We start from the raw sequence: 24,406 nt of genomic DNA, 5'->3' as shown, positions 1-24,406 counted from the left end.
CGGCCTCTCATCGGCAGCGCACGGATCATCGCCCCGTGCGCCGGTGAGTTGCGCCCACAGGGCGTCCGTCACGTCATCGAAGGAGATACCGTGCACAGCCAGGAATCCGCCGTCACCCTCCCGTTCTCCCGCCGCACGCTGTTGCGCATGAGCGCAGCCGGCGTCGCGGGCATCGCCCTCGCCAGCCGGGCCCGCCCGGCGGCAGCCGACATCGGGGACGTGCTAACCCTGCCCATCCCGGACATGGACCCGTACGACATCGCCACGCTCGACCGTTCGCTGTTCACGCCCCAGGAGCAGCGCATCACCCAGTACTTCGTGAGCCTCGCCGACATCGCGAACAACATGGAGGACACCGACCCCGAGACGGTCGGGTGGTTCAACGGTGGTTACTCCGCCTACGCCCCGGACCCGTGGAACGCGCGGAACCAGGAGTCCGTCTACACCCTGGCGTTCTTCTACACACACGAGGCGGACTGGAACCCGTACTACCTCGACCCGGTTCTCCGCGATCACGTGTACGCAGCGATGCGCTACTACCTCCGGCTCCAGGGACCCGAGGGGTGGTGGCCCGCCTACAGCTACACCGACAAGAACCGGGCGGCGACCGGGTTCGGCCTGATCTACCTCGGTGAGGCGGCGGTCATGATGGAGGAGGTCGGCTGGGACCCAGAGGTCCGTGCGGAGGTGCTTGCCTCGCTTCAGCTCGGCGCCGAGTACCTGCTCGACCCGACCGTCGCGGACGTCTGGGACGCGGGCATGCGGTACGTGAACCAGATCATCGGGGGGATGACCGGGATCTCGGCATTCCTGCATCTGATGCCCCCGCACATCGAGGCCTCGTACCACGAGCGGCTCGACTACCTGATGGCGAACGGTCAGAGCCAGGGGGCCGGCTACATGTACGAGTACGCCGCCTTCGACGCCCACTACTCCCTCTACACCGCGCTCCGGGACCTCGCCGTCGCCTACGAACGCACCGGCGACGATCGCTACCGACAGATCGCGCTCAAGCACCTCGACTGGTGCCAGTACAACTACCTCTGGGAGCCCGACGGCGCCGGCTGGACCGTGAACGGCATCTCCAGCCGCACGTCGATGCGGTCGCTGGCCGCCCTACGTGAGGCCGACACGAGCAACTACCCCGACCACCTGAACATCTTCAACGAGTCGCACGTGGTCCGGGCCCTCAACTGGCCCGCCGAGCACCTCGCGGCGCTGCAGCACGCCTGGGCTGACGGGGGGGTCGAGGTGACCAGGCTCAGCGCCGGTGGCACGGCCCCGCAGAACCTCCGCCTCACCGTGGACGAGCCGGTCTACCCGACCGTGCTCGAGCGGCAGACGGCGATCGCGGCGTTCCCGTACATGGGCTCCGATTCCTTCGTCGAGGCCCGGTCCGACGAACGGTTCGACGCGCACTACGTGTTCACCAAGCGCGCCGGGTACTACTTCGCTACGCATCATGGTCGGGCCCTCTCGCCACGGGTGGTCCGCGGCCCGTCGTTCTTCTACCACCACGCCACCGGGGCCTTCGTGGCCACCCAGATGGGGACCGAGAGTGCGTGGACCACGATCCTCGCCGACGGTTACACCGATGCGTCGGTCAGCACCGTCCAGACCGGTGGGCGGTATCACCAGAGCCTCCCGTTCACCTACACCTACGCCGACGCCGGCGACCGGATCCACCGCACGTTCCGGTGCCTGCCTGAGTGCGTCAGGATCGTTGTCGACGCACCGGCCGAGACCTCCTTCACCGAGCGGGTCCCGCTCGTCGTCGGGCCGAGCGACACGGTCAGCTTCCTCGTCGGCGATGCTGAGACGCTCGCCGAGGGCGCCGGGTCGGCCGTGGCCCGGGGCGTGCGGATCCGCCGCGGCGGCAGCACGTTCGACCTGACGATCGGCGACGGCGGCGCCGTGGACATGAGCATCACGCCGACGGCCGTCACGCTCTTCGGCGGGACCCAACGACGGGTCATCACCAATCTCGACATCTCGAGCGTGGGCACGTCGCTCACCTACAGGCTGCAGATCCGCCCGTAGCAGGTCGCCAGCCACGTCGGCCGTGGATCGATGGCGGGCGGACCGAGCTAGCCTCGGTCCATGGCTGACGAGGAGACCCTGGCGGGCGGCAACGTCAGCGAGGTGGTGCGGGTCGGCGCGACCGTGCGCAAGCCCTGGACGGAGGCGACCGCGCACGTCCATGCCTTCATGGACACCGTGCGCGACGCCGGCGTGGACGTGCCCGAGGTGCTCGGCCGCGACGAGCGCGGTCGACAGATCCTCGAGTTCGTCCCCGGCCGACTGGCGCTCGGCGCCGACCCGCTCACCCCGGTCGAGCTGACCCGGGTAGGTCGCCTCGTCCGTGCCATCCACGACGCCGCCGCGGCGTTCCGCCCCACCCCGGACGCGCCCTGGGACATCGCGATCCCCGCTCCTGGCGATGACCTGATCTGCCACAACGACCTGACCCCGTGGAACCTGCTCATCGGCGAGCGGTGGACGTTCATCGACTGGGACGGCGCCGCACCGAGCACCCGCCTGTGGGACCTGGCCTACAGCGCTCAGGCCTTCACACTCTCCGACACCACGCAGGCGCCCGCCATCGCGGCTCGCAGACTCGCCGCACTCGTCGACGGCTACGCCGCCGACCCCGCCGTGCGCACGCGACTGCCGGATGCCATCGTCCGCCGGACCGCGGCGATGTATGACCTCCTCGAGACCTCACATCGCTGTGGCCGGGAGCCCTGGGGCTCCATGTTCATCGCCGGCCACGGCGACCACTGGCGGGCCGTGCACCGGTACGTCGCCCGGCATCGCGAGGTCTGGCGCGAGGCGCTGACCCCGACGCTCAGCTGAACGGACCTCGGTCGGGACGGACCGCCCGACCGTGATCTCCACGACCGTGCCCTCGGGGCTGCTGATGACCGCCCGGTCGTCCTCGATGTGCGCGTGCCACCCACGGATCCGGGGTTCGTCGTCGGCGATGATCGCGTAGACGGCGCGGTGCGTCCGGCCGGACCCTGCGGTGCTGAAGGTCTGCACCACGCCGCTGCCCTCGCGGCCCTGGCCGGGAGCGAGGGGTAGCGGGTCGTACACGTCGTGCAGGGCCGTCGCCGACAGCACGACCGGAGCAGCGGACTCGGCCCCGTCGGTGCGCGCATCGAGCCTGAGGATCTTCGCGGCCTGGCCGCGGCGACGGATGACGACGCGCGATCCGGTCGCGACGTGGGTGGACAGGTCATCGTCGCTGTTGTCGGTGACGAACCGCGTGTGCATCTCGACCGGGCGGTCCGCGGTGATCTCGTCGACCACGACGACGACGTGCGGCACCAGCACGTGCCAGGTGCGCCGCGCCGTCGAGATCGGTGCGTCATACGCGGACGCGACGTCGACGCCGACGCTGCGCAGTGGCCCGAGCGGCGTCTGCCCGAGCGCGGCGACCTCGCCCGGCTCCGGCCGTCCGGGCACCGCCGTGACCTGATGTTGCTCGATCGGCCCGGACGGGTCGCTGAACGTCCACGTGCTGTGGCTGGTCGCAGCCGTCGCGTCCCGGTAGGCGGCCAGGCGGTAGGTGCAGTGCCCCGCATCCGCCAGCAGGCTGACCCCGCGCCGGACCAGGACGAAGGAACCCACGTCGGCATGCCGGTGCGAAGCGGCGCGCAACGCATCGTGCCCGGTCTGCAGCGCCACGAGCGTCTCGGGCACCGTGCTCCAGTCGGTGCGCACGACCGTGGTCCCCGCCGTGTAGGTGACGGCCCGGGCCGCCTCGCCGGGCGCCACCGCGGGCACCCGCCCCGGCGCGTCGAGCACGGCGCGCCAGCCGGCCCGGTTGAAGAAGCCGAACGTGCTCAGCTCCGAGGCGAGCGGGACCGGAGACTCCGGATAGCACCGCTCCAGCAGCCAACTCGCCAGCCCGGCGTGCGGCAGCGGGCGCCGGGAGACGGCGGCCAGCACCTCGGCGGGCGGGCGCCAGGTGCGCGCGGAGTCGCCGAGGTTGACCGCCCCGGGCATGCGGTCCGTGGCCGGGTCCGAGTGGGCGGTCAGCGAGGCGGCGACCCAGGGCAGGCACCGGGCCAGCGGCTCGAGCAGCAGCCGGTCCAGATCCGCGCGGTCCAGCCCGGCGACGGCATCGCCACCACCGGATGGGTCCAGCCACCCGGTCAGGCGGGCGTGCAGTTCCGTGGCGTGCCGCGCCGCGTAGCCCCAGTACTGCAGCGACTCGCCGTAACTGTCCGTCTCGAAGAGGTCGTGCACACGCTGCAGCCGTGCGGGCAGCCGGTCCAGATCCTCCGTACCCCCGGCGTGCAGCGCCGCCGCCACCTGGCCATCGAGCAGGACCACGTACCAGTTGTTCAGCCGGCCACCGCCGTCGGCATGCTCGTCGCGCCGGCGCAGCCACCGCTCGCACGGCCCCAGCGCCTTCGTCCGCAGCGCCTGAACGGCACGCTCGCGCAGATTCCCGACGGCGTCCGGAGCGATCTCGAGGACCGTGGCCAGTGCGAGGGCGACGTGGGCGGTCTCGAGTTGTCCGAGGGACGGGCTCTCCCGCTCGCGGAAGCCAGGGCCGATCCAGGCATCCGCGTCGGCGTCGACGATCCAGGCGACCTGATCGCGCAGCCAGTCTGCGAGCGCCTGATCGGGTTCGAGGAGATGGCTGAAGGCGACGTCGGAGAGTCGATCCCACGCCACGTGCCACCACCGTTCCCGGTCCGGCCGGTCCGCCAGCGTCGGGCGTGCGGTCGCGGCGCGGGCGTGTGTGCGGATCTCCTCGGCGGCCCGGCGCGCCCACAGGTCCTCCCGCACGGCAGCACGGGCGACCGCACCGGGCACCCGCGGGACGCGCACCTGCCTCACCTGCGACATCTGTGATCCCTTCGGTCGGCATCCAGCCATTCTCGCCTTACGCAGCGCCACGCCTCCATGCACGGACGGAGCGTGCCTTTGCACGTTCCGCCACGCCGCCGGATTCGTGCAGGCCGGCCCCGCTCGCGTGCGTGGCCCGGGCGCGACCCGGAAGATGAGGGTCCTCTCATGCGTCGTTCATCTCCGTTTCACCGGCGCGCCGGATCGTGGTCATCCTCGCGGCAGTCCGACCCGGGCTGCCTCCGACCACTTGGAGGACCGATGACGCGTCGGCGGATCGCGCTCTACTCGCACGACACCCAGGGCCTCGGACACATCCGGCGCAACATCGAGCTGGCGGCCGCCCTGGTCGATGCGGACGCCCACACCGATGTCCTCCTCCTCACCGGTGCCCCCGAGGCCACCGCCCTCCCGCTGCCCGCGAACACCGAGGTCCTGACCCTGCCGACCGTGGGCAAGGACGCCGACGGCGGTTACGGCGCCCGCGTGCTCGACCTGAGCCTGGCCGAGGTGCTCGAGTTGCGCGGCCGCCTCATCGCGGCAGCGGTCACCTCCTTCACGCCGGACCTGTTCATCGTCGACAAGGTCGCACGCGGCCTCGGCGGTGAGTTGGATCGCGCCCTGCGGGCGCTCCGGGGGAACGGACGCACCCGCGTGGTGCTCGGCCTGCGCGACGTGCTGGACAGCCCCGACGTCACCCGGCGCGAGTGGCGGGAGGCGAACACCACCTCGGTCCTGCTGACCGCCTACGACCAGGTCTGGGTCTACGGGGACGCCGGCGTCTACGACATGGTGGCCGAGTACCGGCTCCCCGAACCGGTCGCCCGGATGATCCGTTTCACCGGCTACCTCGGTCACGGCCGCGGTCGCTCGCTCGGTGCCCGGCCCGGCCGCGTCGCAGCCGCCGCGGGCGCCCCGGACGAACCGTACGTACTGTGCATGGTCGGTGGCGGTCAGGACGGCGCGGACCTGGCCCGCTCGTTCGCACGGACCCCGCTGCCGGCCGGCCACCACGGCGTCCTGGTCACCGGTCCGTACATGGACCCCTGCGCCCGCGCCGCCGTCCACCGGGCCGCGACCCGCCGTGCCGACCTCCAGGTGCACGAGTTCGTCACGGACACGCTCGACCTCATCCGCGGCGCACGTGCCGTGGTCACGATGGGCGGCTACAACACCGTCTGCGAGGTGCTCGCCTCCGCCCGGCCGGCGCTCGTGGTCCCGCGGGAGCGGCCCCGGCTCGAGCAGGCCATCCGTGCCGACCGGCTGGCGCAGGCCGGCAACCTCGACACCATGCGCTCGGACCGGGCCGACCCCAGCCGCCTCGGCGCGTGGCTCGCCGAGGCCGTCGGCCGTGGGCCGCAGCCCCACCGGATCGACCTCGACGGACTGAGCAGCGTCCCCGCGCTCGCCCGCCGCCTGCTCACCGCCCCCACCAGCTTGGAGTCCTCCCGTGTTCCCGCCTGAACCCCGCATCGGCTACGTCCTGAAGATGTACCCCCGCTTCTCCGAGACATTCATCGTCACCGAGATGCTCGCGCTCGAGGAGCGAGGCGCCGACCTCGAGATCTTCTCGCTGCGTCCCCCCGCCGACGGCCGGTTCCACGAGGCCCTCGCCCGGGTCGCCGCCCCGGTGACCTATCTGCCGCACCACCTCAGGGCGGTCGAGGTGTGGCGCGTGCTGAGCGCCGCGAGGCCGGTCCTGCCTGAACTCGCCCAGCACCTCGACGAGCTCCTCGCGGCGGCCCCGGACGACGCCGCGGCCGCCGTCGAACTCGCCGCTCAGGTGCGCCGCCGCCGGATCACCCACCTGCACGCCCACTTCGGTTCGGTCTCCACCACGGTGGCGCGGCTCGCGGCCCGCATCGCGGGCATCGGCTACAGCTTCACGGCGCACGCGAAGGACATCTTCCACGCCGATGTCGACCCGGCGGACCTGACCCGCAAGCTCACCGACGCGGCCTTCGTGATCACCGTCAGCGACTACAACCTCACCCACCTGCGCCGCGAGTACGGCACGGCGGCGGCGGGTGTGATCCGCCTCTACAACGGCCTGGACCTGGACACTTTCGCCTACCGCGTCACGCCGCCCGACGCGCGCACCGATCCCGTGATCGTCGGCGTGGGGCGCCTCGTCGAGAAGAAGGGTTTCGTGCACCTCGTCGACGCGCTGGCACTCCTGGCCCGGCGCGGCTCGCCCGTGCGCCTCGAGCTCGTCGGCACCGGCCCGGAGGAGGCCGCGCTGCGCGCGCAGGTCATCGCGCGCGGGCTCGCCGGCCGCGTCACCTTCCACGGCCCGTTGCCGCAGGGACGGATGGCCGACGTCGTCTCCCGCGCCGCCGTGTTCGCCGCACCGTGTGTGATCGGTTCCGACGGCAACCGCGACGGCCTGCCCACCGTGGTTCTCGAGGCCCTCGCCCTCGGCACCCCCGTCGTCGCCACCCCCGTGACCGGCATGCCCGAGGCGGTCCGCGACGCCGAGACCGGCCTGCTCGTACCCGAGGCCGACCCGGTCGCGCTCGCGAACGCCCTGGAGCGGGTCCTCACGGACCCCGACAGCGCCCGCGAGCGCGCGAGCACGGGTCGGCTCCTGGTCGAGGACTTGTTCGACAGCCGCCGCAATGCCGCCGCGCTGCACGCCTTGTACGCCGGGACCGCCGTCCGCACTCCGGACCAGATGTCACCGCCGGCACCGGCGCGCCCCGCCATCCGGGCACACGAGCTTGCGGAGGTGGCCCGATGACGCGCATCGCCTACGTGAGCACCGATCCCGGCATCGGCGTCTTCGGACGCAAGGGCGCCTCGGTCCACATCCGGGCCGTCGTCCGGGTCCTGGCCGCCGCCGGAGCGCAGGTACACCTGATCACGCCCCGGACCGACGGCGAACCACCCGAGGACCTGCGCGGCGTCACCGTGCACCTGCTGCCCGGGGTTGCCGGTGCGGACCGGGCGGCACGGGAACGCTCCGCCCGGGACAGTGACGCCGCGGTCGCCGTGGTTCTCGACGACCTGCGCGCGGCAGGCCAGCTCGACCTCGTCTACGAGCGGTATGCCCTCTGGGGCCGTACCGCGACCGCATGGGCGGCCGAGCACGGCATCCGCACGGTGCTCGAGGTGAACGCGCCGCTGGTGCAGGAGGCGTCCCGGCACCGGGGGCTGGTCGAGGTCGCCCGCGCGGAGCGCGTCGCAACGGACGCGATCGGACGCGCCGACGCCGTCGTCTGCGTCACCGACGCCGTCGCCGACTGGGCCCGCGCACACACCCACACCCCCGAACGGGTGCACACCGTCGCGAACGGCGTCGACACCAGGGCTATCACCCCGGCCGAGGCGCCGGTCACCCCGGCCGACGCCGCGACCTTCACGGTCGGCTTCGTCGGGACCCTCAAGCCGTGGCACGGCGTCGACGTGCTGCTCGACGCCCTCGCCCTGCTGGTGCGCCGCGATCCCACGTTCCGGCTGCTGCTCGCGGGTCACGGCCCGCAGGCGCGGGCACTCGCCGACCGCGCGGTGTACCTCGGCATCGACCATGCGGTCGAGGCCACCGGCTCCGTCGACCCTGCGGACATGCCGGCTCTGCTGCATCGCATGGACGTCGCCACCGCGCCGTACCCGGCGCTGGCCGACTTCTACTTCTCACCGCTCAAGATCTACGAGTACCTCGCCGCGGGTCTGCCGGTGGTCGCGTCCCGGATCGGCGGGTTGCCCGCGCTGCTCGGCGACGGTGACCTCGGCACGCTCGTGCCACCGGGCGACGCCGAGGCACTCGCGGAGGCGATCGTGGACCTTCGCGCCGACACCGCCCGCCGTGCCGACCTGCGCCGCCGCAGCGCGGCGAGCGTGGCCGTGAACGACTGGACCCGCGTGGTCGAGCGGATCCTCGGCCTCGTGGCCGCGAGGACGGACCTGCCGACGAGCGGGCCGACGGACAGGCGAGCGGTCGTGGAGTCCCATGAGCTCGTCTAAGCCCACCACGTTGCGTGGTGCCCTGCCCGGGCTGCGCCGGACCGTCAAGCACGTCGCGCCGCATCTGCGCTCCGAGCGCCCCCTGCTCGTGGGCGGGCTGGCGGCCATGTTCGCCGAGGTGCTCATGCGGCTCCTCGAGCCGTGGCCGCTGAAGTTCGTGCTCGACGGGGTCATCGCCGCCAGCGGGGCCGAGATCGCCGGCGAGGCACCGGCCAGCCTCCCCATGGTGCTGCTCCTCGCCTGCATCGGCCTGCTGGTCGTGGTGTCGCTGCGGGCGTTGGCCTCCTATCTGATGACGATCGCGTTCGCGCTCGCCGGGAACCGCTTGCTCACCAAGGTTCGCGGCCACGCGTTCACGCACCTGCAGACGCTGTCGATGGCGTTCCACGACAACTCCCGCACCGGTGACCTGGTGGCCAGAGTCACCTCCGACGTCGGCCGGCTCAAGGAGGTCGCGGTCACGGCGGCCCTGCCCCTGATCGGCAACGTCGTCACCATGATCGCCATGGTCGTCGTGGTCTTCGTCCTGGACGCCCCGCTCGCGCTCGTCATGATCGCGGTACTGCCGATCTTCTTCCTCACCGGGGCACGGGTGTCCAGGCGGATCAACGGTGTGTCCCGGCAGCAGCGCAAGGCCGAGGGCGAACTTGCTTCGATGGCCACCGAAAGCCTGTCCGCGATGCGCGTGATCCAGTCCTACTCGCTCGAGGACAAGATGAGCGGCGCGTTCGCGAGCAACAACGCCAAGACCCTCAAGGACGGTGTGAAGGCCAAGAAGCTCTCCGCCGGTCTCGAGCGCAAGACGGACGTACTGGTCGGCCTGGCCACCGCCGTCGTGCTCTACATCGGAGCCAACCGTGTGCTCGCCGGCGCGCTGACCCCCGGTGAACTCGTCGTCTTCATCACCTACCTGAAGGCCGCGTTCAAGCCGATGCGGGACCTGGCCAAGTACACCGGCCGGATCGCGCAGGCGGCAGCCTCCGGGGAACGGCTCGTCGACGTCCTGGAGGAGACCCCGAAGGTGGTGAACACGTCCTGGGCACGGCACGCTCGCCGGTTCCGCGGTGACGTCTGGCTGCGTCGCGTGTGGATGTCCTACACGCCGGGTCACCCGGTGCTGCGCGGGCTCGACCTGCACGTGCTGCCCGGCGAACGGGTCGCCGTGGTCGGACCGTCCGGGGCCGGGAAGTCCAGCCTCGCGATGCTCCTGTCCCGGCTCCGGGACCCGGAGGCCGGCCAGGTCTGCATCGACGGGATCGACGTCCGCGACCTCACCCTGGAGTCCGTGCGGCCGCAGATCGCGATCGTGCTCCAGGAGAGCCTGCTGTTCGCGACCACGATCCGGGAGAACATCGCCGACGGCGCGCCCGGGACGAGCGACGCGCAGATCGAGGCCGCCGCCCGGCTGGCCGGGGCGCACGACTTCATCATGGCCATGCCGCACGGTTACGACACCGTCGTGGGCGAACGCGGCACCACGCTCTCCGGTGGCCAGCGCCAGCGGATCGCGATCGCGCGGGCCGCGGTCCGGGACGCACCGATCGTCATCCTCGACGAGGCCATGACGGGCCTGGACAAGGGCACCGAGAAGGAGGTGCTCGCGGCGATGAACCGCCTCACGGAGGGCCGCACCACCATCATCATCACGCACGACCTGGCCGCCGCCCGCGACGCCGACCGGGTGTTCTGGGTCGAGGGCGGTGTGGTCACCGACTCGGGTCGACCGGGTGCCGTCATGGACCGGCGGGCCGGACCGGCCGGAGCCGGAGGCGCCAACGCGGCGGCGCCCGCAGCGTCCTCGTCGCCACCCACGGACCCCGCCGCGCACATCGAACGGAAGGAGCAGGGCCTTGCTCTCCCGAACTGACCGCGCCCTCGCCGCACGCGACCCGCGGCTGACCGCGCTGCCCGTGCTGCTCGACCGGGTCGCGCTGCAGGAGTGGCTGAGCGACCTGCTCGGTGCGGACCTGCGGATCGCCCCCCGGTACCTGCGGTACAAGCCGGGCACGAGCTGCGTGGCCGCCGTCGAGGTCATAAGCGTTGGCGGCCCCGCCGTTGCGCCGCTGCCGCCGGCACTGGCGGCCGTCCCCGCGACCCCGGCGGGCACCCGCACCGTCATCGTGACCGCCCATGGGCCGAACGGCGTCCGCAAGCTCGGCAAGACCGTCGAGCGGGCGCCGGGCGGCTCGGTCCTCGCCACCGACCAGGACCTGACCGCGATCCTGACCACCGTCGTCGCCGACCGCGACCTGCCCGCCGTTGCCGCGCTGCGCGACCCGACCCGCACCGATCGGCTGGTCCTGCGGGTGGCGGGCGACGCCGTCGGGGGTCTGCGCTCCAGCGCCGGCGTGCGCCAGCTCGCCTACAAGCCGCAGCGTCGGTGGGTCGGTGCGGTGCGCTCCGACACGGGCACCGACTTGCTCCTGCGGGCCTACCGACCCGGCGACCTGGCCGCCACCACCGACCGCGTCCGCGCGCTCGAGCGGGCCGGTGCCGCGACCCCGCGACTGCTCGGCCGGAGCACGAGGTCCGGCCTCGCGGTACTGGAGTACCAACCGGGCGCGGCGCTCGAGGCCTCCGTCGCCGCCGGGGACCTCGCAGCGGTCGGCGCCGCCCTGGGAGTCCTGCACGCCACCGCGGCGGACCTCCCGACCCGCGACCCCCGGACCGACCTCTCGGCCGCGCGGCGCACCGCCCGCCAGGTGACCATGCTGCTCCCGCGCCTGGCCGAACGGCTCGAGCGGGTCACCGATGCCCTTTCCGGTGGTTGGGCCCTGGCGGCTGTGGACCGGCAGATGAGCCTGCACGGTGATTTCTCGCTCGACCAGGTGGTCCGGGCCGGCGACGGCACGGTGACCCTGATCGACCTCGACCACGCCGCTCGCGGCCCGGCCGAGGTGGACGTGGCGAGCCTCGCCGCGCAGGCCGTTCTCGACGGCACGGCGGAGCCGGAGGCGCTCATCGCCGCCGTCGCGGCGGGCTACCCGGCCGCGCTGGACGCGACCCGCCTGCGCCTGCACCTCGCGGCGCAGCTCCTGCGCCGGGCCGCCGAACCGTTCCGCAGCATGCGCGGCGACTGGGCGGAGGCGACCGAGGACGTCCTCTTGCGGGTCGAGGACCTGGTCCGCGAACGACTGGTGGTGGCGTCGTGACCGGCTCGCTCGAACAGCTGGTCGACGACCTGCACGGCGCCGGGCACACGCTCGAGCGGGCGACGCCCCGCGAGGACGATCACGCGCTGCTGATGGTGCGCACCGGTTCCGGGGCAAGCGTCGCCGGCCAGTGGTTCGCCGACCACGACCGGGCCGCGCACGTCGCCACGGCCACGGCCCGCCGGCCGGGAGCGGCACCGCACGTCCGTCGGGTCGGCGAAGGCATCATCCTGCAGTCCGGGGGCGCCGACCGGCGGCTGCCGGCGCTACAGGACCTCGCCACGGCACCCGGTGCGCACGTGGTGGCGCACCGCCCGGAACGCCGCGGCGTTGTGCGGCACGAGGCGGACGGCCACACCGTCTTCACGAAGGTGGTGCGGCCCGGCCGCGCCGCCGGGCTCCTCGACATGCTCACCGCGGTCACTGCCGCCGGGGTGAGCGCCCCGCGCGTGCTCGGTGCCGACGAGACCAGCGTGACCACCGCCGCGCTGCCTGGACGCACGCTGCACGAGGCGCTCGCCGCACCCGACGCCGATGCCGGCTCGCTGACCAGGGTGGGCCACGCCGTCGGGGCTGTGCTGCGCCGGCTGCACGCGGTGCCGGCGCCCGCGCGCGTGGTCGTCACGCACGACGGCGCAGCCGAGATCGCAGTGACGCGGCGGTGGCTGGAGCTCGCGCAGGCGTACCGGGCGCTGCCGCGGACCTCGGCGGAGCCGCTCGCGATGCTCGCCCGGGCCGAGTCCGCGTTGGTCCCGTGCGCGCGACCGGTGCTGCTGCACCGCGACCTGCACGACAAGCAGCTGCTCACCGCCGGTGACGACGTCGCGATCCTCGACCTCGACCTGCTCGCCGTCGGCGACCCGGCCCTGGATCTGGCGAACCTGCTCGTGCACCTCGAGCTGCGCGCCAAGCAGGGCCTGACCGCGCGGGCGCTCGCGCACGCCTGCGCCGCCGGCGTGCTGCGCGGCTACCGTCCCACCGCCGTCGAGCGGACCACCCTGCTCGGCTACGCCCTGGCGACCCGGCTGCGGCTGCTCGCCGTGTACGCCTTCCGACCCGAGAGCACGGACGCGGCGACGAGTGTCCTCGACGACCCCTGGGAGTTCCATGACGAGCGTTCCGGCTGAGCCGGAGCACGTGCTCGTCGGGGTCCGTCAGCTCATCGGCCGCTCCCGGCGGACGCCCGGGAATCGATCGAAGTCAGAGTCGTAGGACACAACGGTGGCGCGATGCTCGATCGCCAGGGCCGCCAGGTGGCCGTCGGTGACCAGGTTGCCGGCCGCGTTCGTATGGCTCAGGAGATCCGCTAGGACGGTCGCGTGCCGGGCGGTCGGTTGCACGATCTGCGCACTGGGCTGCGCCAGCCAGGCGGATACCTGGGACGTGACCTGTTCGATGGTCGCCGGTCGGGGAAAGAGTCCGGGCCTCGTCGCGAGCCGGATGAAGGCCAGCAGCGGCACCCTCCCTGGCCATTCGCTCACGCAGCATCTGTTCGACATCGGAGTCGAGAGTCACGGTCGTTCGCACGATGACAGCATCGCATCACCGTCAATGATGCCATGCTGTCAGCAGGCGTCAGACGCGCTGGGTGAGCGCCGCGGGATGCTCGAGCCTCCCGGCTACCGGCGGCGCTGGCAGCGGCCGCACCAGTACAGGGTGCGGCCGGCGAGCGGCTTCGAGCGGACCTTGGAGCCGCAGACCAGGCAGGGCTCGCCGGTGCGCTTGTACAGGAAGAACCGCCGCTCGAAGTGGTCGCCGAGGCGATCGCCGGTGATGTCGGCGGTGTACCGAGGCGCCTGCCCGTCGGCGATCTCGGCCTGCGCGGCCTCGATCTGATCGTCCATCGTGAGGATCTGGTGGTAGACCACGCCGAGCGGCAGCATCAGCACCAGGTCGTCCCAGATCGCCCGCCAGGTGGACCGGCGGAGCTCCTTGCCCGGGCGCATCGGATCCACCCGGTGCCGGAACAGCACCTCGCACCGGTACACGTTGCCGACACCGGCCAGCACGGCCTGATCCATCAGGAGTTCGGCGATGGGCCGGGTGCTGCGGCTCAGCTTCGCCCACCCGAGCTCCGGGTCCGCGTCCGGCCGCAACGGGTCCGGGCCGAGCCGGCGGGAGAAGGCGGTGACCTCGTCGCCGGTGAGCACCGCGCACGTCATCGGCCCGCGCAGGTCCGCGACGTGGCCGTCGCCCGTGATCCGCAGCCGCACGGCGCCGGTGACAGGGATGTCCTCAGGGTCGGCGGCGCCGCGCAGGTCCGCCGGCAATGGCATCACGGGGAACAACCCGATCAGGCCGAGGTGCACGTGCAGCCAAGCGTCGCCGTCGAACTCCACGAACAGATTCTTGCCCCACGCGCCGGCCTCCACCAGCACCCGCCGGTCGAGGATCTGTGCGCCACCCGCGAACCGGCCCTGCAGGCTCGTCACCCGCACGGACTCACCGGCGAACGCGCGGTTGAGCCGGCCCGCGAGCGCGTGGATGGTGTGGCCTTCGGGCACGATGCTCCCAGGGGTCTCGGACGTCGCCGGCCTCAACCGTATGCCACCGATCGCAACACCTGCGACGACGACGGATGACGCCCGCCCGTGACGTGGAGGGCACGCGACGCCCCCAGCAGGCGCCGTGCGGGTCTAGCATCGAAAGGCCCCGGCGTCCCGAGCCGAACGGACAGACATGGACGATCCGCGCACGCAGGACATCCGCACCATCGCCGTGATCGGCCACAGCGGCAGCGGCAAGACCACACTGGTCGAGGCGCTGCTGCAGCGCGCCGGCGTGATCGGCCGGATGGGCCGCACGGAGGACGGTTCCACCGTCTGCGACACCGAGCCCGAGGCCACCAGCCGGGGCATCTCCACCTCGCTAGCGTTCGCCCCGCTTGACTGGACGACGGCGGGTCGCGGCTATCGGGTGAACGTCATCGACACCCCCGGTCACGATGATTTCGGGTACGCGGTGGACGTGGCACTGTCCGTGGCCGACCTCGCCGTGCTGGTGGTCGCCGCTACCAACGGCGTCGAGCCGGGCACCCAGCGAGCCTGGGCCAGGTGCGCGGCGCTGCACCTGCCGGCGCTGGTGTTCGTGACCAAGGAGGACAAGTCCGGCGCTGACTTCCGTCGGGTGCTGACCGACCTCCAGGACCGGTTCGGGCCGACCATCCGACCGCTGGAGCTGCCGCTGGGCGAGCGGGCCGACTTCCACGGCATCGCGGACCTGCTGACCGACACCGACGCCGACTACGACGGCGAGGGCCACAGCCACCCGGTCGCTGCACCGTCGGAGCTGGCCGCCGAGCAGCACCGGCTGCACGAGGACCTGGTGGAGGAGGTGGTCACCGGGGACGACGATCAGTTGGAGCGGTACCTGGCCGGGGACCCGCTCACCCCGGTCGAGATCGGTGCCACGCTGGCCGCCGAGATCGCTGCCGGGAGCGTGGTGCCGGTGCTCGTCGGCTCTGCGATCACCGGGGTGGGCATCACCGAACTGCTCGACCACATCTGCCTGCTCGGCCCGCCGCCACGACCGACCCGGGTTCTCGTTGGTGGCCGCGAGACCGACGTGCCGGCCGATCCCGACGGGGAGCCGCTGGTGCACGTGTTCCGGACCCTGTCCGATCCTTTCGTGGGGCAGGTCTCGCTGATCAAGGTGCTCAGTGGCACGGTGCAGGCCGAGGACCACCTGACCAACACCGATACCGGCGCCGCCGAACGGCTGCACGGCCTGTTCCGGATCCGCGGTGCGGACCACCTGATGGCCATCCGGGTGCCGGCCGGTGACATCGCCGCGGTCGCGAAGCTGTCCGACTCCCCCACCCGTACCCTGCTGGCCCGCCCGGGCCGGCCGGTCACGCTCGGCGAGCCGACCTGGCCGGAGCCGGGGTTCGCCGTGGCCGTGCACGCCGCCTCGCCGGCGGAGGAGGACCGGCTGCCCGAGGCGCTGCGCCGGCTGTGCGCGGAGGATCCGGCACTGGTCACCGAGCACGTGGCCGACACCGGGCAGGTGCTGCTGCGCGGCACCGGGGACATGCACCTGGACGTCGCGATCGAGCGGCTGGAGCGCAAGTTCGCGGTGCGCGCCGTGACCGAGCCGGTCCGGGTCGCCTTCCGCGAGACCCTCGCGGCACCCGTCGAGGTCGAGGGTCGCGTGAAGAAGCAGTCGGGTGGGCACGGGCAGTTCGCCGTGGTGCGGGTGCGGTTCACCCCCGCGTCGCGCGGCACCGGCCTGACGTTCGAGAGCAAGGTGGTCGGCGGTGCGGTGCCACGGCAGTACGTGCCCGCGGTGCAGCGCGGCCTGACCGAGGCAATGGCGGCCGGCGGCGCGCACGGGTACCCGGTGGTGGACCTGGTGGCCGAGTGCGTGGACGGCAGGTACCACTCGGTCGACTCCTCGGAGATGGCGTTCCGCGCCGCGGCCGGGCACGCGCTCCGCGAGGCCGTCGCCCAGGCGGGCACGGTCGTCCTCGAGCCGATCAGTGCCGTGCAGGTGAGCGTCCCGGACTCGAGCACCGGGGACGTGCTGGCCGATCTGGGCGCCCGCCGTGCCCAGGTGCGCGGCACCCGCACCCTGGACGGCGGCACCCAGGTGATCGAGGCGCTGGTCCCGGCCGCGGAACTCGGCCGCTACGTGCTCGACCTCCGCTCCCTCACCGGCGGCTGGGGCTCGGTGCAGAGCACCCACGACCACTACGAGGTGCAGCCGGCACGCGCCGCGGCCCGCGGCCGGGACCGGTGACCGCGGGCCGCTGACCCACCCGTCGTGACGACCGGAGTCATCCGCCGGAGAGGATCGCGTTCACCTCCTCGTTCATCTCGGTGAGGGTGGCCACGTCCCGGTTGCCGATGTAGATCTCGTCCATGATCGGGGCACCGAGAGCCGAGATCGAACCGTACGCATCCGTGACCGGGAAGTAGACCGTGTACCCGTTGTCCACGAGGTCCGTGAACGGCGACACGTCCAGGCCGCGGTCGGCGAACGCCTCGATCGCCGCCTCCGTGCCGGCGGGCCGCGCCGGGAGCACCACGCCCGCCTCACCCACGAGGTTCTGGCAGTCGTCCGATCCGAGGAAGGCCACCCAGCGGGCGGCCTCCTCCGGGTCCGGCGACTGGGCGCTGACCGAGTCGGCGAGGCCGTTGTACATCGAGACCGGGTGCCCGATCGGCCCGCTCGGCAGGGAGGCGATGCCGAGGTCGACGCCCTCGAGATTGGCATAGGTGCCGAGCATCCAGGACCCGTTCACCGACAGTGCCGCCCGGCCCGAACCGAGCGCCTGCTGCGGGTTCGGCGCGGTCCCGACCTCCTCGAACGGTGCCATGTAGCCCTTCTCCACGAGGCCGAAGAGCCAGGCCAGGGACGCCTGCAGCCGGGGGTCGTCGTAGTAGTACTCGGTGCCCCACACGTCCGCGTTCGTGAACTCCCACCCGGTCGAGGCGGCGAGCCAGGACCACGCGGTCTGCCCGTCCGTTCCGCCCGAGCCGTTCGAGGCGTAGCCGTACACCGCGACGTTGTCCGGATCGAAACCCTCCTCGTCGCCGCGCACCCCGCTCTCATCGACGCTCAGATGCGCCAGGAGCTCCTCGAACGAGCCACCGTCCTCGGGGTTCCAGTCCAACGACTCGAGGTCCTCCGGGCTCAGGCCCGCTTCCTCGATCACGTTCCGGTCGTAGAACAGCGCGACCGTGTCGAAGTCCTTGGGCATGCCGTACTGCCCGCCGTCCTGACCCACCCAGAGGTCGGCGAGGCCCTCCTGGAACCCGCCCGGATCGAGATCGGCTGTGGCGTCGAGAGTGGACAGATCCACCAACAGGCCGCGCTGGGCGTACTCCGGGTACCGGGTCAGGTGGTCGGTGAACACGTCCGGGCCGGCGCCGGCCACGAAGCCGGCGGTGAGCTTGCTCCAGTAGTCGTCCCAGCCGTACTGGCTGATCCGGATCTGCAGGTCCGGGTTCTGTTCCTCGAACGCGTCCGCGCAGCGTTGGTATGCCGGCAGCTGGTTGGCGTCCCAGAGCCAGTAGTCGATGGCCGTCCGGCCGTCACCCTCGGCGGTACCGGAGCACCCGGCCGCCACCAGCGTCACGGCAGCGAGTGCCGCCGAGGTCCGCGCTATCCGCGATGCGAGCCCACGCCGTCGGGAATGTGTCTTGTTCATGGTTGACCGCCTCACTTGATCCCGCTGAAGCCGATGGAGTTGACGATCCGTTTCGCGAACACGAGGAAGAGCAGGATCATCGGCAGCGCCGCCACCAGGGTCGCGGCCATCAGGCCGGCCCAGTCCGGTCCGGTCTGCGGCGTCTGCGACTTGAAGTTGCCCAGGGCCACCGTCAGCACCCGGGACTCGTCGGTGTAGGAGACCATCAACGGCCAGAAGTAGTCGTTCCAGGAGCCGATGTAGGTCAGGATCGAGATGGTCGCGATCGGCCCGACCGACATCGGGATGATCAGTGCGAAGAACACCCGGACCTTGCTGGCACCGTCGATCAGTGCCGCCTCCTCGACCTCGATCGGCACGTTCATGAAGAACTGGCGCAGGAAGAAGATCGCGAACGGGGTCATGAACAGGCCCGGCAGCATGATGCCCAGCAGCGTGTCGATCAGGCCCAGGTCACGGATCATCACGAAGTTCGGCAGCAGCGTGAAGATGGCCGGGACCATCAGGGAGAGCAGGAACACGCTGAACACCGCGTTGCGGCCCTTCCAGCGCAGCCGCGAGAACGCGTAGGCGGCCATGGCTGAGAAGAACACCTGGCAAGCGGTCACCACGGTCGCGACGATCACCGAGTTGCGCAGATAGAGCCAGAAGTCGATGGAGGCCCCGGAGCCACCCTGCGCGATGGCCTCCTCGGTGGTCTGCAGGCCGAAGACCCGCTCGAACCCACCCCAGCTGAAGTCCACCGGCAGGAGCGAGGTGGCGTTCGAGTAGAGGGCGCCGTTGCTGGACAGCGCGGTGCGCAGCATCCAGTAGAAGGGGAACAGGGTGATGATCAGCAGGACGATCATCACCGCCCAGGCCACCACCTTGCCGACCGTCGGCCGGCGCCGCCGGCGCGGCGCGGCGGTCCGGTCGGTGGTGCGTGCGGTCACGGGTTCGAGACCCGCCGTTGCGATGCCGGTCATGTCCGCCTCCTCAGTTCAGGTCCGTCTGGCCCGCACGCGTGATGCGGTACTGGAGGAATGTGACGACCATCAGGATGACCAGCAGCGCCACGCTGAGCGCCGACGCGTAGCCGAAGTCGAACTGGCCGAAGGCCTTGTCGTAGATGTAGACCTGCAGCACCCGGCTGGCGTCCACCGGACCACCGCCGGTGGTCACGGCCACGGTGTCGAACACCTGGAACGAGCCGATCACGGAGACGATCAGGACCAGGCCGAGGATCGGGCGTAGCAGTGGGACCGTGATCCCGAAGAACATCCGGGTCTCGGACGCGCCATCGATCCGGCCGGCCTCGTACATCGTCGGCGGGATCGTCTGCAGGCCGGCGAAGATCAGCAGCGCCGTGTAGCCCATGTGCCGCCAGACGTTCACCAGGGCGATGGTCGGGATCGCCCACGCCTCGGTGGTGAAGAACCCGATCCGGTCCAGCCCGATCCACTCCAGGACCTGGTTGCCGATCCCGAGCTGGAAGTCGAGGATCCACAGGAACACCAGCGCCGCGACCACGTTCGAGACCAGGAAGGGGGTCAGCACCAGCCCCCGCAGCAGGGTGGACTGGCTGAGCCGCTGCATCAGCACTGCCAGCACGAGGGCCACCACGGTCTGCACGCCGATGTTGATGATCACGTACAGCACGGTCACCCGCACGGCGTTCCAGAACACCGGGTCCGCGATCATCTCGCGGTAGTTGTCGAGGCCGATGAACTCGACGGGGCTGAGCAGGTCCCAGGACGTGAAGCTCAGGTAGATGCCCCGCAGCAGAGGCCAGAAGTAGAACATGGCCAGGCCGATCGAAGCCGGCAGGATGAACGCCAGCGCGAGCCGGGTGTCATCCCGGCGCCGACGGCGTCCCTCCCGTCCGGTGCGGGTGGTGGTTGCCAGGGCCATGTTCTACTCCTTGCGTCGTTGCAGGCGTTTCAGGTGGCTGGTGGTGCTCGGGTCAGGCGCTCGGGTGGGCGTAGTCGGGGATCGGCAGGCGCTCGCCGCCGGCGAGCGCGGAGGCGTGCGCCACGATGCCGGGGGCGGTGAACATGGCAGCCCGTCGAGCGTCCACCGGGGGCGCGACGCCGGTGACGACGGCGCGGACGAAGTCGTCGGCAAGGAAGTGGTGGGAGCCCTCGTGGCCGTTCGGGGCGTCCGCGTAGACGGCCGGGAGCCGGCTGCGGTCGTGCACCGGCGCGGAGCCGGAGGTGAACGCCTCCCGCAGGGCCGGGTCGACGTCCGCCAGCTCCTCCACATCGGTGTCGCTGCGCAGCGGCACGAACTTCTCGGAGATGTCGGTCGAGTCGGACTTGTCGTTCCACACGCTCTGGTGGGCGAGCTGCTCGAAGCTCGCCTCGGTGCCGAAGAACCGGAACCGGGACTCCCGGATGTGCGAGGGGTAACCGACGCGGCGCATCTCGTTCGTGCGCATGGTGCCGCCGTCGGAGAGTTCGAACAGCGCCGTGGCGTTGGAGAAGCTGTTGCCGAACTGGCTGACCTCCCGGTCGAAGACCCCGTCGCCGCGGCGGTCCTCCACCCCGAGGCAGCTGACGCTCACGGCCTGCGTGGGCACCGCGCCGAGGACGCCACCGATCGCGTGCGTGGGGTACAGCATCGGCGGGTAGCTCGCCGTCGCCTTCCAGTCCTCGCCGCCGCTGTACTGGTAGGCCGCATAGAAGCCGAGGTCCATGTCATGAACGTAGTCGCCCTCGGCGTAGAACACCTGGCCCAGCGCCCCTTCGGCGATCTTGTTCCGCAGGTGCACGGTGGCCGGGTTGTAGTAGCTCGTCTCGCCCATCATGTAGGTGAGGCCGGTGCGGTCGGTCTCGGCGATGATCGCGTCGATGTCGGTGATCTCGGTGGCCATCGGCACCGCCGAGTACACGTGCTTGCCCGCGGCCAGCGCCGCCAGCACCAGCGGGGCGTGGGTCCAGCGCTGGGTGAAGATGGCGACGGCGTCCACGTCGCTGGCGAGCATCTCCTCATAGCTTGCCACCGTGGTGGCCCCCTCGTAGCGGGCCGCGAGTTGTTCCGCGCGCTCGGGCACGAGGTCGGTCACGACGAGCCGGCTGACGTTCGGGTGCAGGTCCCAGAGCGTGGCGAAACTCTTGGAGAACTGTCCCGCGCCGACGATGCCGATGCTGAACGTGCCGGCGGCGGGGTCGAGGGGGGTGTGCGGTTCGGGCGCGAAAGCGGTCACTGGTGCTCCTGGGTCGGGTGGTCGGGGCTGTGGTCGGGTCGATCGGTGGGTGTTGGTTCGGATCGGGTGCGAGCGGCCGCCGGGCGTCCTCGGTCAGATGCCGGACGGCGCCCGCTCGGTCGGTCGGTGCGTGCCGACGGTCTCGGGTGCGGCGAGCACCCACTGACAGGCCACGACGGCGGCGCCGCGGGCCCACTCGTCGAACGTCGAGTCGAACTCCTCGATGTGGGGTGCGCGGGTGCCGGGATCGAGGTGCTCGGAGAGCGCCGCGGCCATCGCGGCACGGGCCACGGGCATGATGCCGAGCCCGTCGCCGGCGAGGATGACGGCCGGCAGGTCGAGGAGGTTCACGATCGAGGCGATGAGCGTGCCGAGCGCACGCCCGGCGTCGGTCAGCGCGCGCAGGGCGGCGAGATCTCCGGCCTCCGCGAGCGCGACCGCGCCGGCCAGGTCCAGGTCCGCACGCCCGTGTGGCACGCCGATGGACCGGCTGATCGCCTCGGCGTTCAGCAGGCTCGCGGCGCAGCCGCGATGTCCGAGTTCGCACAGCGGCCCGGAATCCGTGACCGGGGTGTGGCCCACGTGTCCGGCGGTGCCGTGCCCGCCCGCGCGGACCTGGCCACCGAGGACCAGGCCGACGCCGATCCCGACGCCGATGGTCACCACAGCGAAGTCGTCGTAGCCACGGCCCGGCCCGGACCACTGAACGCCCGCGGTGAGCGCGCGGGCATCACCGCTGAGCACCGTCGGCACACCGGTGGCGTCGTTGATCAGGCGGGCGAGCGGGACGTCGTCCCAGCCCAGATAGCCGTTGTCACGGACCGTGTCGTCGAAGTGCAGCATCCGACCCGCGAGTCCGATACCGAGCGCCTGAGCGATGCCCTTGGGGTCGAGTTCATTCACCATCTCAACTATCACCCTGGAGACCGTGGTGACGTCTGTGCTGAGCAGGTCACGGTGTGCGACCTCCTGCACGGCCCCACCGGCGTCCGTAGAGACCCCGAACAACTCGTCGCCAGTGACTTTCATGCCGAGGAAGCGATGCCGGCCCACATCCATGGCGAGTGGCGCCCCAGGGCGCCCCGGGCGCGCGGATTGCGCGGATTCTTCACGAACCAGGCCGGAGTTCACCAAGGGCCGAGTGAGCTTTGTCAGGCTCGCCGGGGAGAGGTCCAGGCGGCGGGCCAGGTCCGCGCGGGACAGCGGACCGGCCCGCAGGAGCTCACGAACCACGGCCCGGGTGGTGGGCCGAAGGCTCGAGAGGGAGGTGGCGTCGGTGCTGCGGTGCACGAGGCTAGCGTGGCCCCGTTCGTTCACCTTGTCAAGGAACTACCAGCAATCCCGTCACGGTGTCCAGGCCAAGCGCAAGGATGAGCGTGGGCAGCCGCGGTCCCCGCTCGGCATCGACGAGGAGGCGATAGAGCAGCCGGAAGAACTCCTTCTGGTCGGTCTTCACGTCGTCGGTCGGTGCTTCGTCGAGCGCGAGCCCGTGCGCGAGCTTCGGTACGCCGTAGACCACCGTGGTGACGCGCCCGAGGTCGGGCACGCCGTGGCTCCAGGCACTCGGCAGGTGCTCGACCAACAGCCGGAGCCACTCGCGCTCCCGCTCACCGAGCGACACCATTAGCTCGCGGTCCGGGGCGGAGCGCACCGTGGTGCGGTCTTCGGGAGGCACGAACTCCTGCGTCCACGTCATGGCCCGGGTCAACCGGGGTTCGAGATCGTTGACCGACGCGTGCTCGTGCCCGAGATCGCCGACGAGGCGGCTGATCTGGGCGGCACTACCGGCGGTGACGTCGGCGATCGATGAAAGGGTACGAAATGGCACGGCCACGGGTGGGGTCGGCAGCGCACCGGCACTCGAGGTGGCCGAGGCACGTTGGAACGCCAACACCTGGGCGTCCAGCTTGTCGGGGTCGCCCGCCCTGCGGCCCAGGGCATCCCACTCGTCATAGAGCCGCACGACCTCGGGCCCGAGGTCGACGGTGAAGGCCTGCTTGGGCTGGCGGCGGGCATAGAGCCAGCGCAGCATCGGCGCTTCCAGCACGCGCAGCGCGTCGGACGGGGTCGGCACGCCGCCCTTCGACGACGACATCTTCGCCATGCCGGCGACGCCCACGAAGCTGTAGCCGACGAACGAGGGCGCGCGTCCGCCGAACAGCTTCACGATCTCCTTGCCGACGGTGTAGGAGGAGCCCGGGGAGGCGTGATCCATTCCACCGGGCTCGAAATTGACGCCTTCCACCGACCAGCGCATCGGCCAGTCAACCTTCCAGACGAGTTTGCCCTCGTGCTGCGTGCGCACGGTGGTGACGTGCGCCGACCCGCACTCGTCGCAGGTGTAGGCGAGGTCGGTCGTGCTGTCGTCGTAGGACGTCAGAGTCACCGTGTCCCGGCCGCAGGTGCGGCAGAACGGCTTGTACGGGAAGCGCGCCAGGGTACCCGCCTGGGTGGCCGGATCGTCGCCGGCGACCGAGTCGGCCAGGTTTGCGGCTTCCCCCTCGGAGAGGACCAGCGCTTCGGGCTTCTTGGTGCGATGCCGGGCGAGCACCGCCTCGATGGCCTCACGCTGCGAGAGCGCGTGCAACACCTGCTCGGTGTAGTCACCCGCCCGGTATCGCTGGGTCTGATCGACCTCCTCCATCGTGGCACCCATCTCGGCGAGCGCCTCGCGCAGCGGTGCCTTGAAATGCTCGGCCCACGATGCGTGGCACTCCCACGGGTCGGGCACCGCCGAGAGCGGCCTGCCGACGTGAACCGCCCAGCTCGCGTCGACGCCGGCGGGTACCTTCCGCAGCCGGTCGAAGTCGTCCCAGCTGTGCAGGTGCCGCGCGGGCACGCCACGGCGCTTGAGCTCCTCGGTCACGAAGTGCACGGTGAGGACCTCGCGCAGGTTACCCAGGTGGATCGGGCCGGACGGGCTGATCCCGGAGGCGCACGTGACGACCCTGCCCTCGTCCGCGAGGCTCGCGCCGACCGCCGGGTCGCGCGGGTCGCCACCGGCGTGCCGAATAGCATCGGCGGCGGCGCGGGTCACCCAGTCCGTGGGCGCGGAGTCGTTGCCTCGTCGTGCCATTCCTGGTCTCTGCCTGC

At 71.6% G+C, this 24,406-nt stretch carries 17 protein-coding genes and 1 pseudogene; 9 read left to right on the top strand and 9 right to left on the bottom strand.

Annotated features, from left to right (window positions below):
• The first annotated feature begins 90 nt into the window (after positions 1-90).
• Together HALOF300_RS01040 and HALOF300_RS01035 are read left to right on the top strand one after the other, a co-directional pair.
• A complete protein-coding gene (locus HALOF300_RS01040) occupies positions 91-2,040 on the top strand; it encodes a hypothetical protein (protein ID WP_156738792.1) in 1,950 nt (649 codons plus the stop codon).
• Between the two features lie 60 nt (positions 2,041-2,100).
• The gene (locus tag HALOF300_RS01035) at positions 2,101-2,856 is read left to right on the top strand and encodes a phosphotransferase (RefSeq protein ID WP_156738791.1); all 756 of its coding nucleotides are present in this window, start codon (positions 2,101-2,103) and stop codon (positions 2,854-2,856) included.
• A 303-nt stretch (positions 2,857-3,159) separates the two neighbouring features.
• On the opposite strand, the pseudogene HALOF300_RS27190 reads toward HALOF300_RS01035, so the two are convergent.
• A pseudogene (locus HALOF300_RS27190) lies at positions 3,160-4,011 on the bottom strand (heparinase II/III domain-containing protein); the annotation flags it as partial.
• Positions 4,012-5,124: 1,113 nt separating this feature from the next.
• Here HALOF300_RS27190 and HALOF300_RS01025 point away from each other — a divergent pair.
• The 6 genes from HALOF300_RS01025 to HALOF300_RS01000 are packed head-to-tail and all read left to right on the top strand — an operon-like array spanning position 5,125 to position 13,105.
• Positions 5,125-6,327, top strand: coding sequence for a glycosyltransferase family protein (locus HALOF300_RS01025; RefSeq protein WP_156738789.1), 1,203 nt, complete (start codon positions 5,125-5,127; stop codon positions 6,325-6,327).
• Positions 6,314-7,603, top strand: coding sequence for a glycosyltransferase (locus tag HALOF300_RS01020; RefSeq protein WP_231954941.1), 1,290 nt, complete (start codon positions 6,314-6,316; stop codon positions 7,601-7,603). Before HALOF300_RS01025 ends, HALOF300_RS01020 begins: the two co-directional genes overlap by 14 nt.
• Positions 7,600-8,826, top strand: coding sequence for a glycosyltransferase family 4 protein (locus tag HALOF300_RS01015; protein ID WP_156738788.1), 1,227 nt, complete (start codon positions 7,600-7,602; stop codon positions 8,824-8,826). Before HALOF300_RS01020 ends, HALOF300_RS01015 begins: the two co-directional genes overlap by 4 nt.
• Complete coding sequence (locus HALOF300_RS01010) at positions 8,813-10,693, top strand: ABC transporter ATP-binding protein (protein ID WP_156738787.1); 1,881 nt, start codon at positions 8,813-8,815, stop codon at positions 10,691-10,693. Before HALOF300_RS01015 ends, HALOF300_RS01010 begins: the two co-directional genes overlap by 14 nt.
• Complete coding sequence (locus tag HALOF300_RS01005; RefSeq protein ID WP_156738786.1) at positions 10,677-11,978, top strand: phosphotransferase; 1,302 nt, start codon at positions 10,677-10,679, stop codon at positions 11,976-11,978. Before HALOF300_RS01010 ends, HALOF300_RS01005 begins: the two co-directional genes overlap by 17 nt.
• Positions 11,975-13,105: a phosphotransferase family protein gene (locus HALOF300_RS01000; RefSeq protein WP_156738785.1), complete on the top strand. Its 1,131-nt coding sequence runs from the start codon at positions 11,975-11,977 to the stop codon at positions 13,103-13,105. Before HALOF300_RS01005 ends, HALOF300_RS01000 begins: the two co-directional genes overlap by 4 nt.
• Positions 13,106-13,132: 27 nt before the next feature.
• Here the strand turns inward: HALOF300_RS01000 and HALOF300_RS00995 are convergent, their stop codons facing one another.
• Together HALOF300_RS00995 and HALOF300_RS00990 are read right to left on the bottom strand one after the other, a co-directional pair.
• Positions 13,133-13,459: a TA system VapC family ribonuclease toxin gene (locus tag HALOF300_RS00995; RefSeq protein ID WP_231954940.1), complete on the bottom strand. Its 327-nt coding sequence runs from the start codon at positions 13,457-13,459 to the stop codon at positions 13,133-13,135.
• A gap of 138 nt (positions 13,460-13,597) precedes the next feature.
• Positions 13,598-14,482, bottom strand: coding sequence for an Fpg/Nei family DNA glycosylase (locus tag HALOF300_RS00990; protein WP_156738783.1), 885 nt, complete (start codon positions 14,480-14,482; stop codon positions 13,598-13,600).
• Positions 14,483-14,657: 175 nt separating this feature from the next.
• Here HALOF300_RS00990 and HALOF300_RS00985 point away from each other — a divergent pair, with 175 nt between their 5' ends.
• Positions 14,658-16,715 carry an elongation factor G gene (locus HALOF300_RS00985; protein ID WP_156738782.1) on the top strand — a complete coding sequence of 686 codons (2,058 nt, stop codon included), beginning with the start codon at positions 14,658-14,660 and terminating at the stop codon, positions 16,713-16,715.
• 37 nt (positions 16,716-16,752) lie between these two features.
• On the opposite strand, the gene HALOF300_RS00980 is transcribed toward HALOF300_RS00985, so the two are convergent.
• The 6 genes from HALOF300_RS00980 to lysS all read right to left on the bottom strand — a co-directional run bounded on the left by HALOF300_RS00980 (position 16,753) and on the right by lysS (position 24,389).
• Positions 16,753-18,129: an ABC transporter substrate-binding protein gene (locus tag HALOF300_RS00980; protein ID WP_231954939.1), complete on the bottom strand. Its 1,377-nt coding sequence runs from the start codon at positions 18,127-18,129 to the stop codon at positions 16,753-16,755.
• 11 nt (positions 18,130-18,140) lie between these two features.
• On the bottom strand, positions 18,141-19,094 hold the full coding sequence (locus HALOF300_RS00975; RefSeq protein WP_156738781.1) for a carbohydrate ABC transporter permease: 954 nt from the start codon (positions 19,092-19,094) through the stop codon (positions 18,141-18,143).
• A 10-nt stretch (positions 19,095-19,104) separates the two neighbouring features.
• On the bottom strand, positions 19,105-20,019 hold the full coding sequence (locus HALOF300_RS00970) for a carbohydrate ABC transporter permease (RefSeq protein WP_156738780.1): 915 nt from the start codon (positions 20,017-20,019) through the stop codon (positions 19,105-19,107).
• A gap of 52 nt (positions 20,020-20,071) precedes the next feature.
• Positions 20,072-21,313 (bottom strand): Gfo/Idh/MocA family protein, encoded by a 1,242-nt coding sequence (locus tag HALOF300_RS00965; protein WP_156738779.1) that lies wholly within the window; start codon positions 21,311-21,313, stop codon positions 20,072-20,074.
• A gap of 93 nt (positions 21,314-21,406) precedes the next feature.
• Positions 21,407-22,603 (bottom strand): ROK family transcriptional regulator, encoded by a 1,197-nt coding sequence (locus tag HALOF300_RS00960; RefSeq protein WP_197522203.1) that lies wholly within the window; start codon positions 22,601-22,603, stop codon positions 21,407-21,409.
• Between the two features lie 31 nt (positions 22,604-22,634).
• The gene (gene lysS / locus HALOF300_RS00955) at positions 22,635-24,389 is read right to left on the bottom strand and encodes a lysine--tRNA ligase (protein WP_156738777.1); all 1,755 of its coding nucleotides are present in this window, start codon (positions 24,387-24,389) and stop codon (positions 22,635-22,637) included.
• Positions 24,390-24,406: the final 17 nt, after the last annotated feature.

This window comes from Occultella aeris (assembly GCF_902703175.1).
Lineage (GTDB): Bacteria > Actinomycetota > Actinomycetes > Actinomycetales > Beutenbergiaceae > Occultella > Occultella aeris.
The sequence above is the reverse complement of the archived record's forward strand: the minus strand, read 5'-3'. Positions and strand labels throughout refer to the sequence as shown.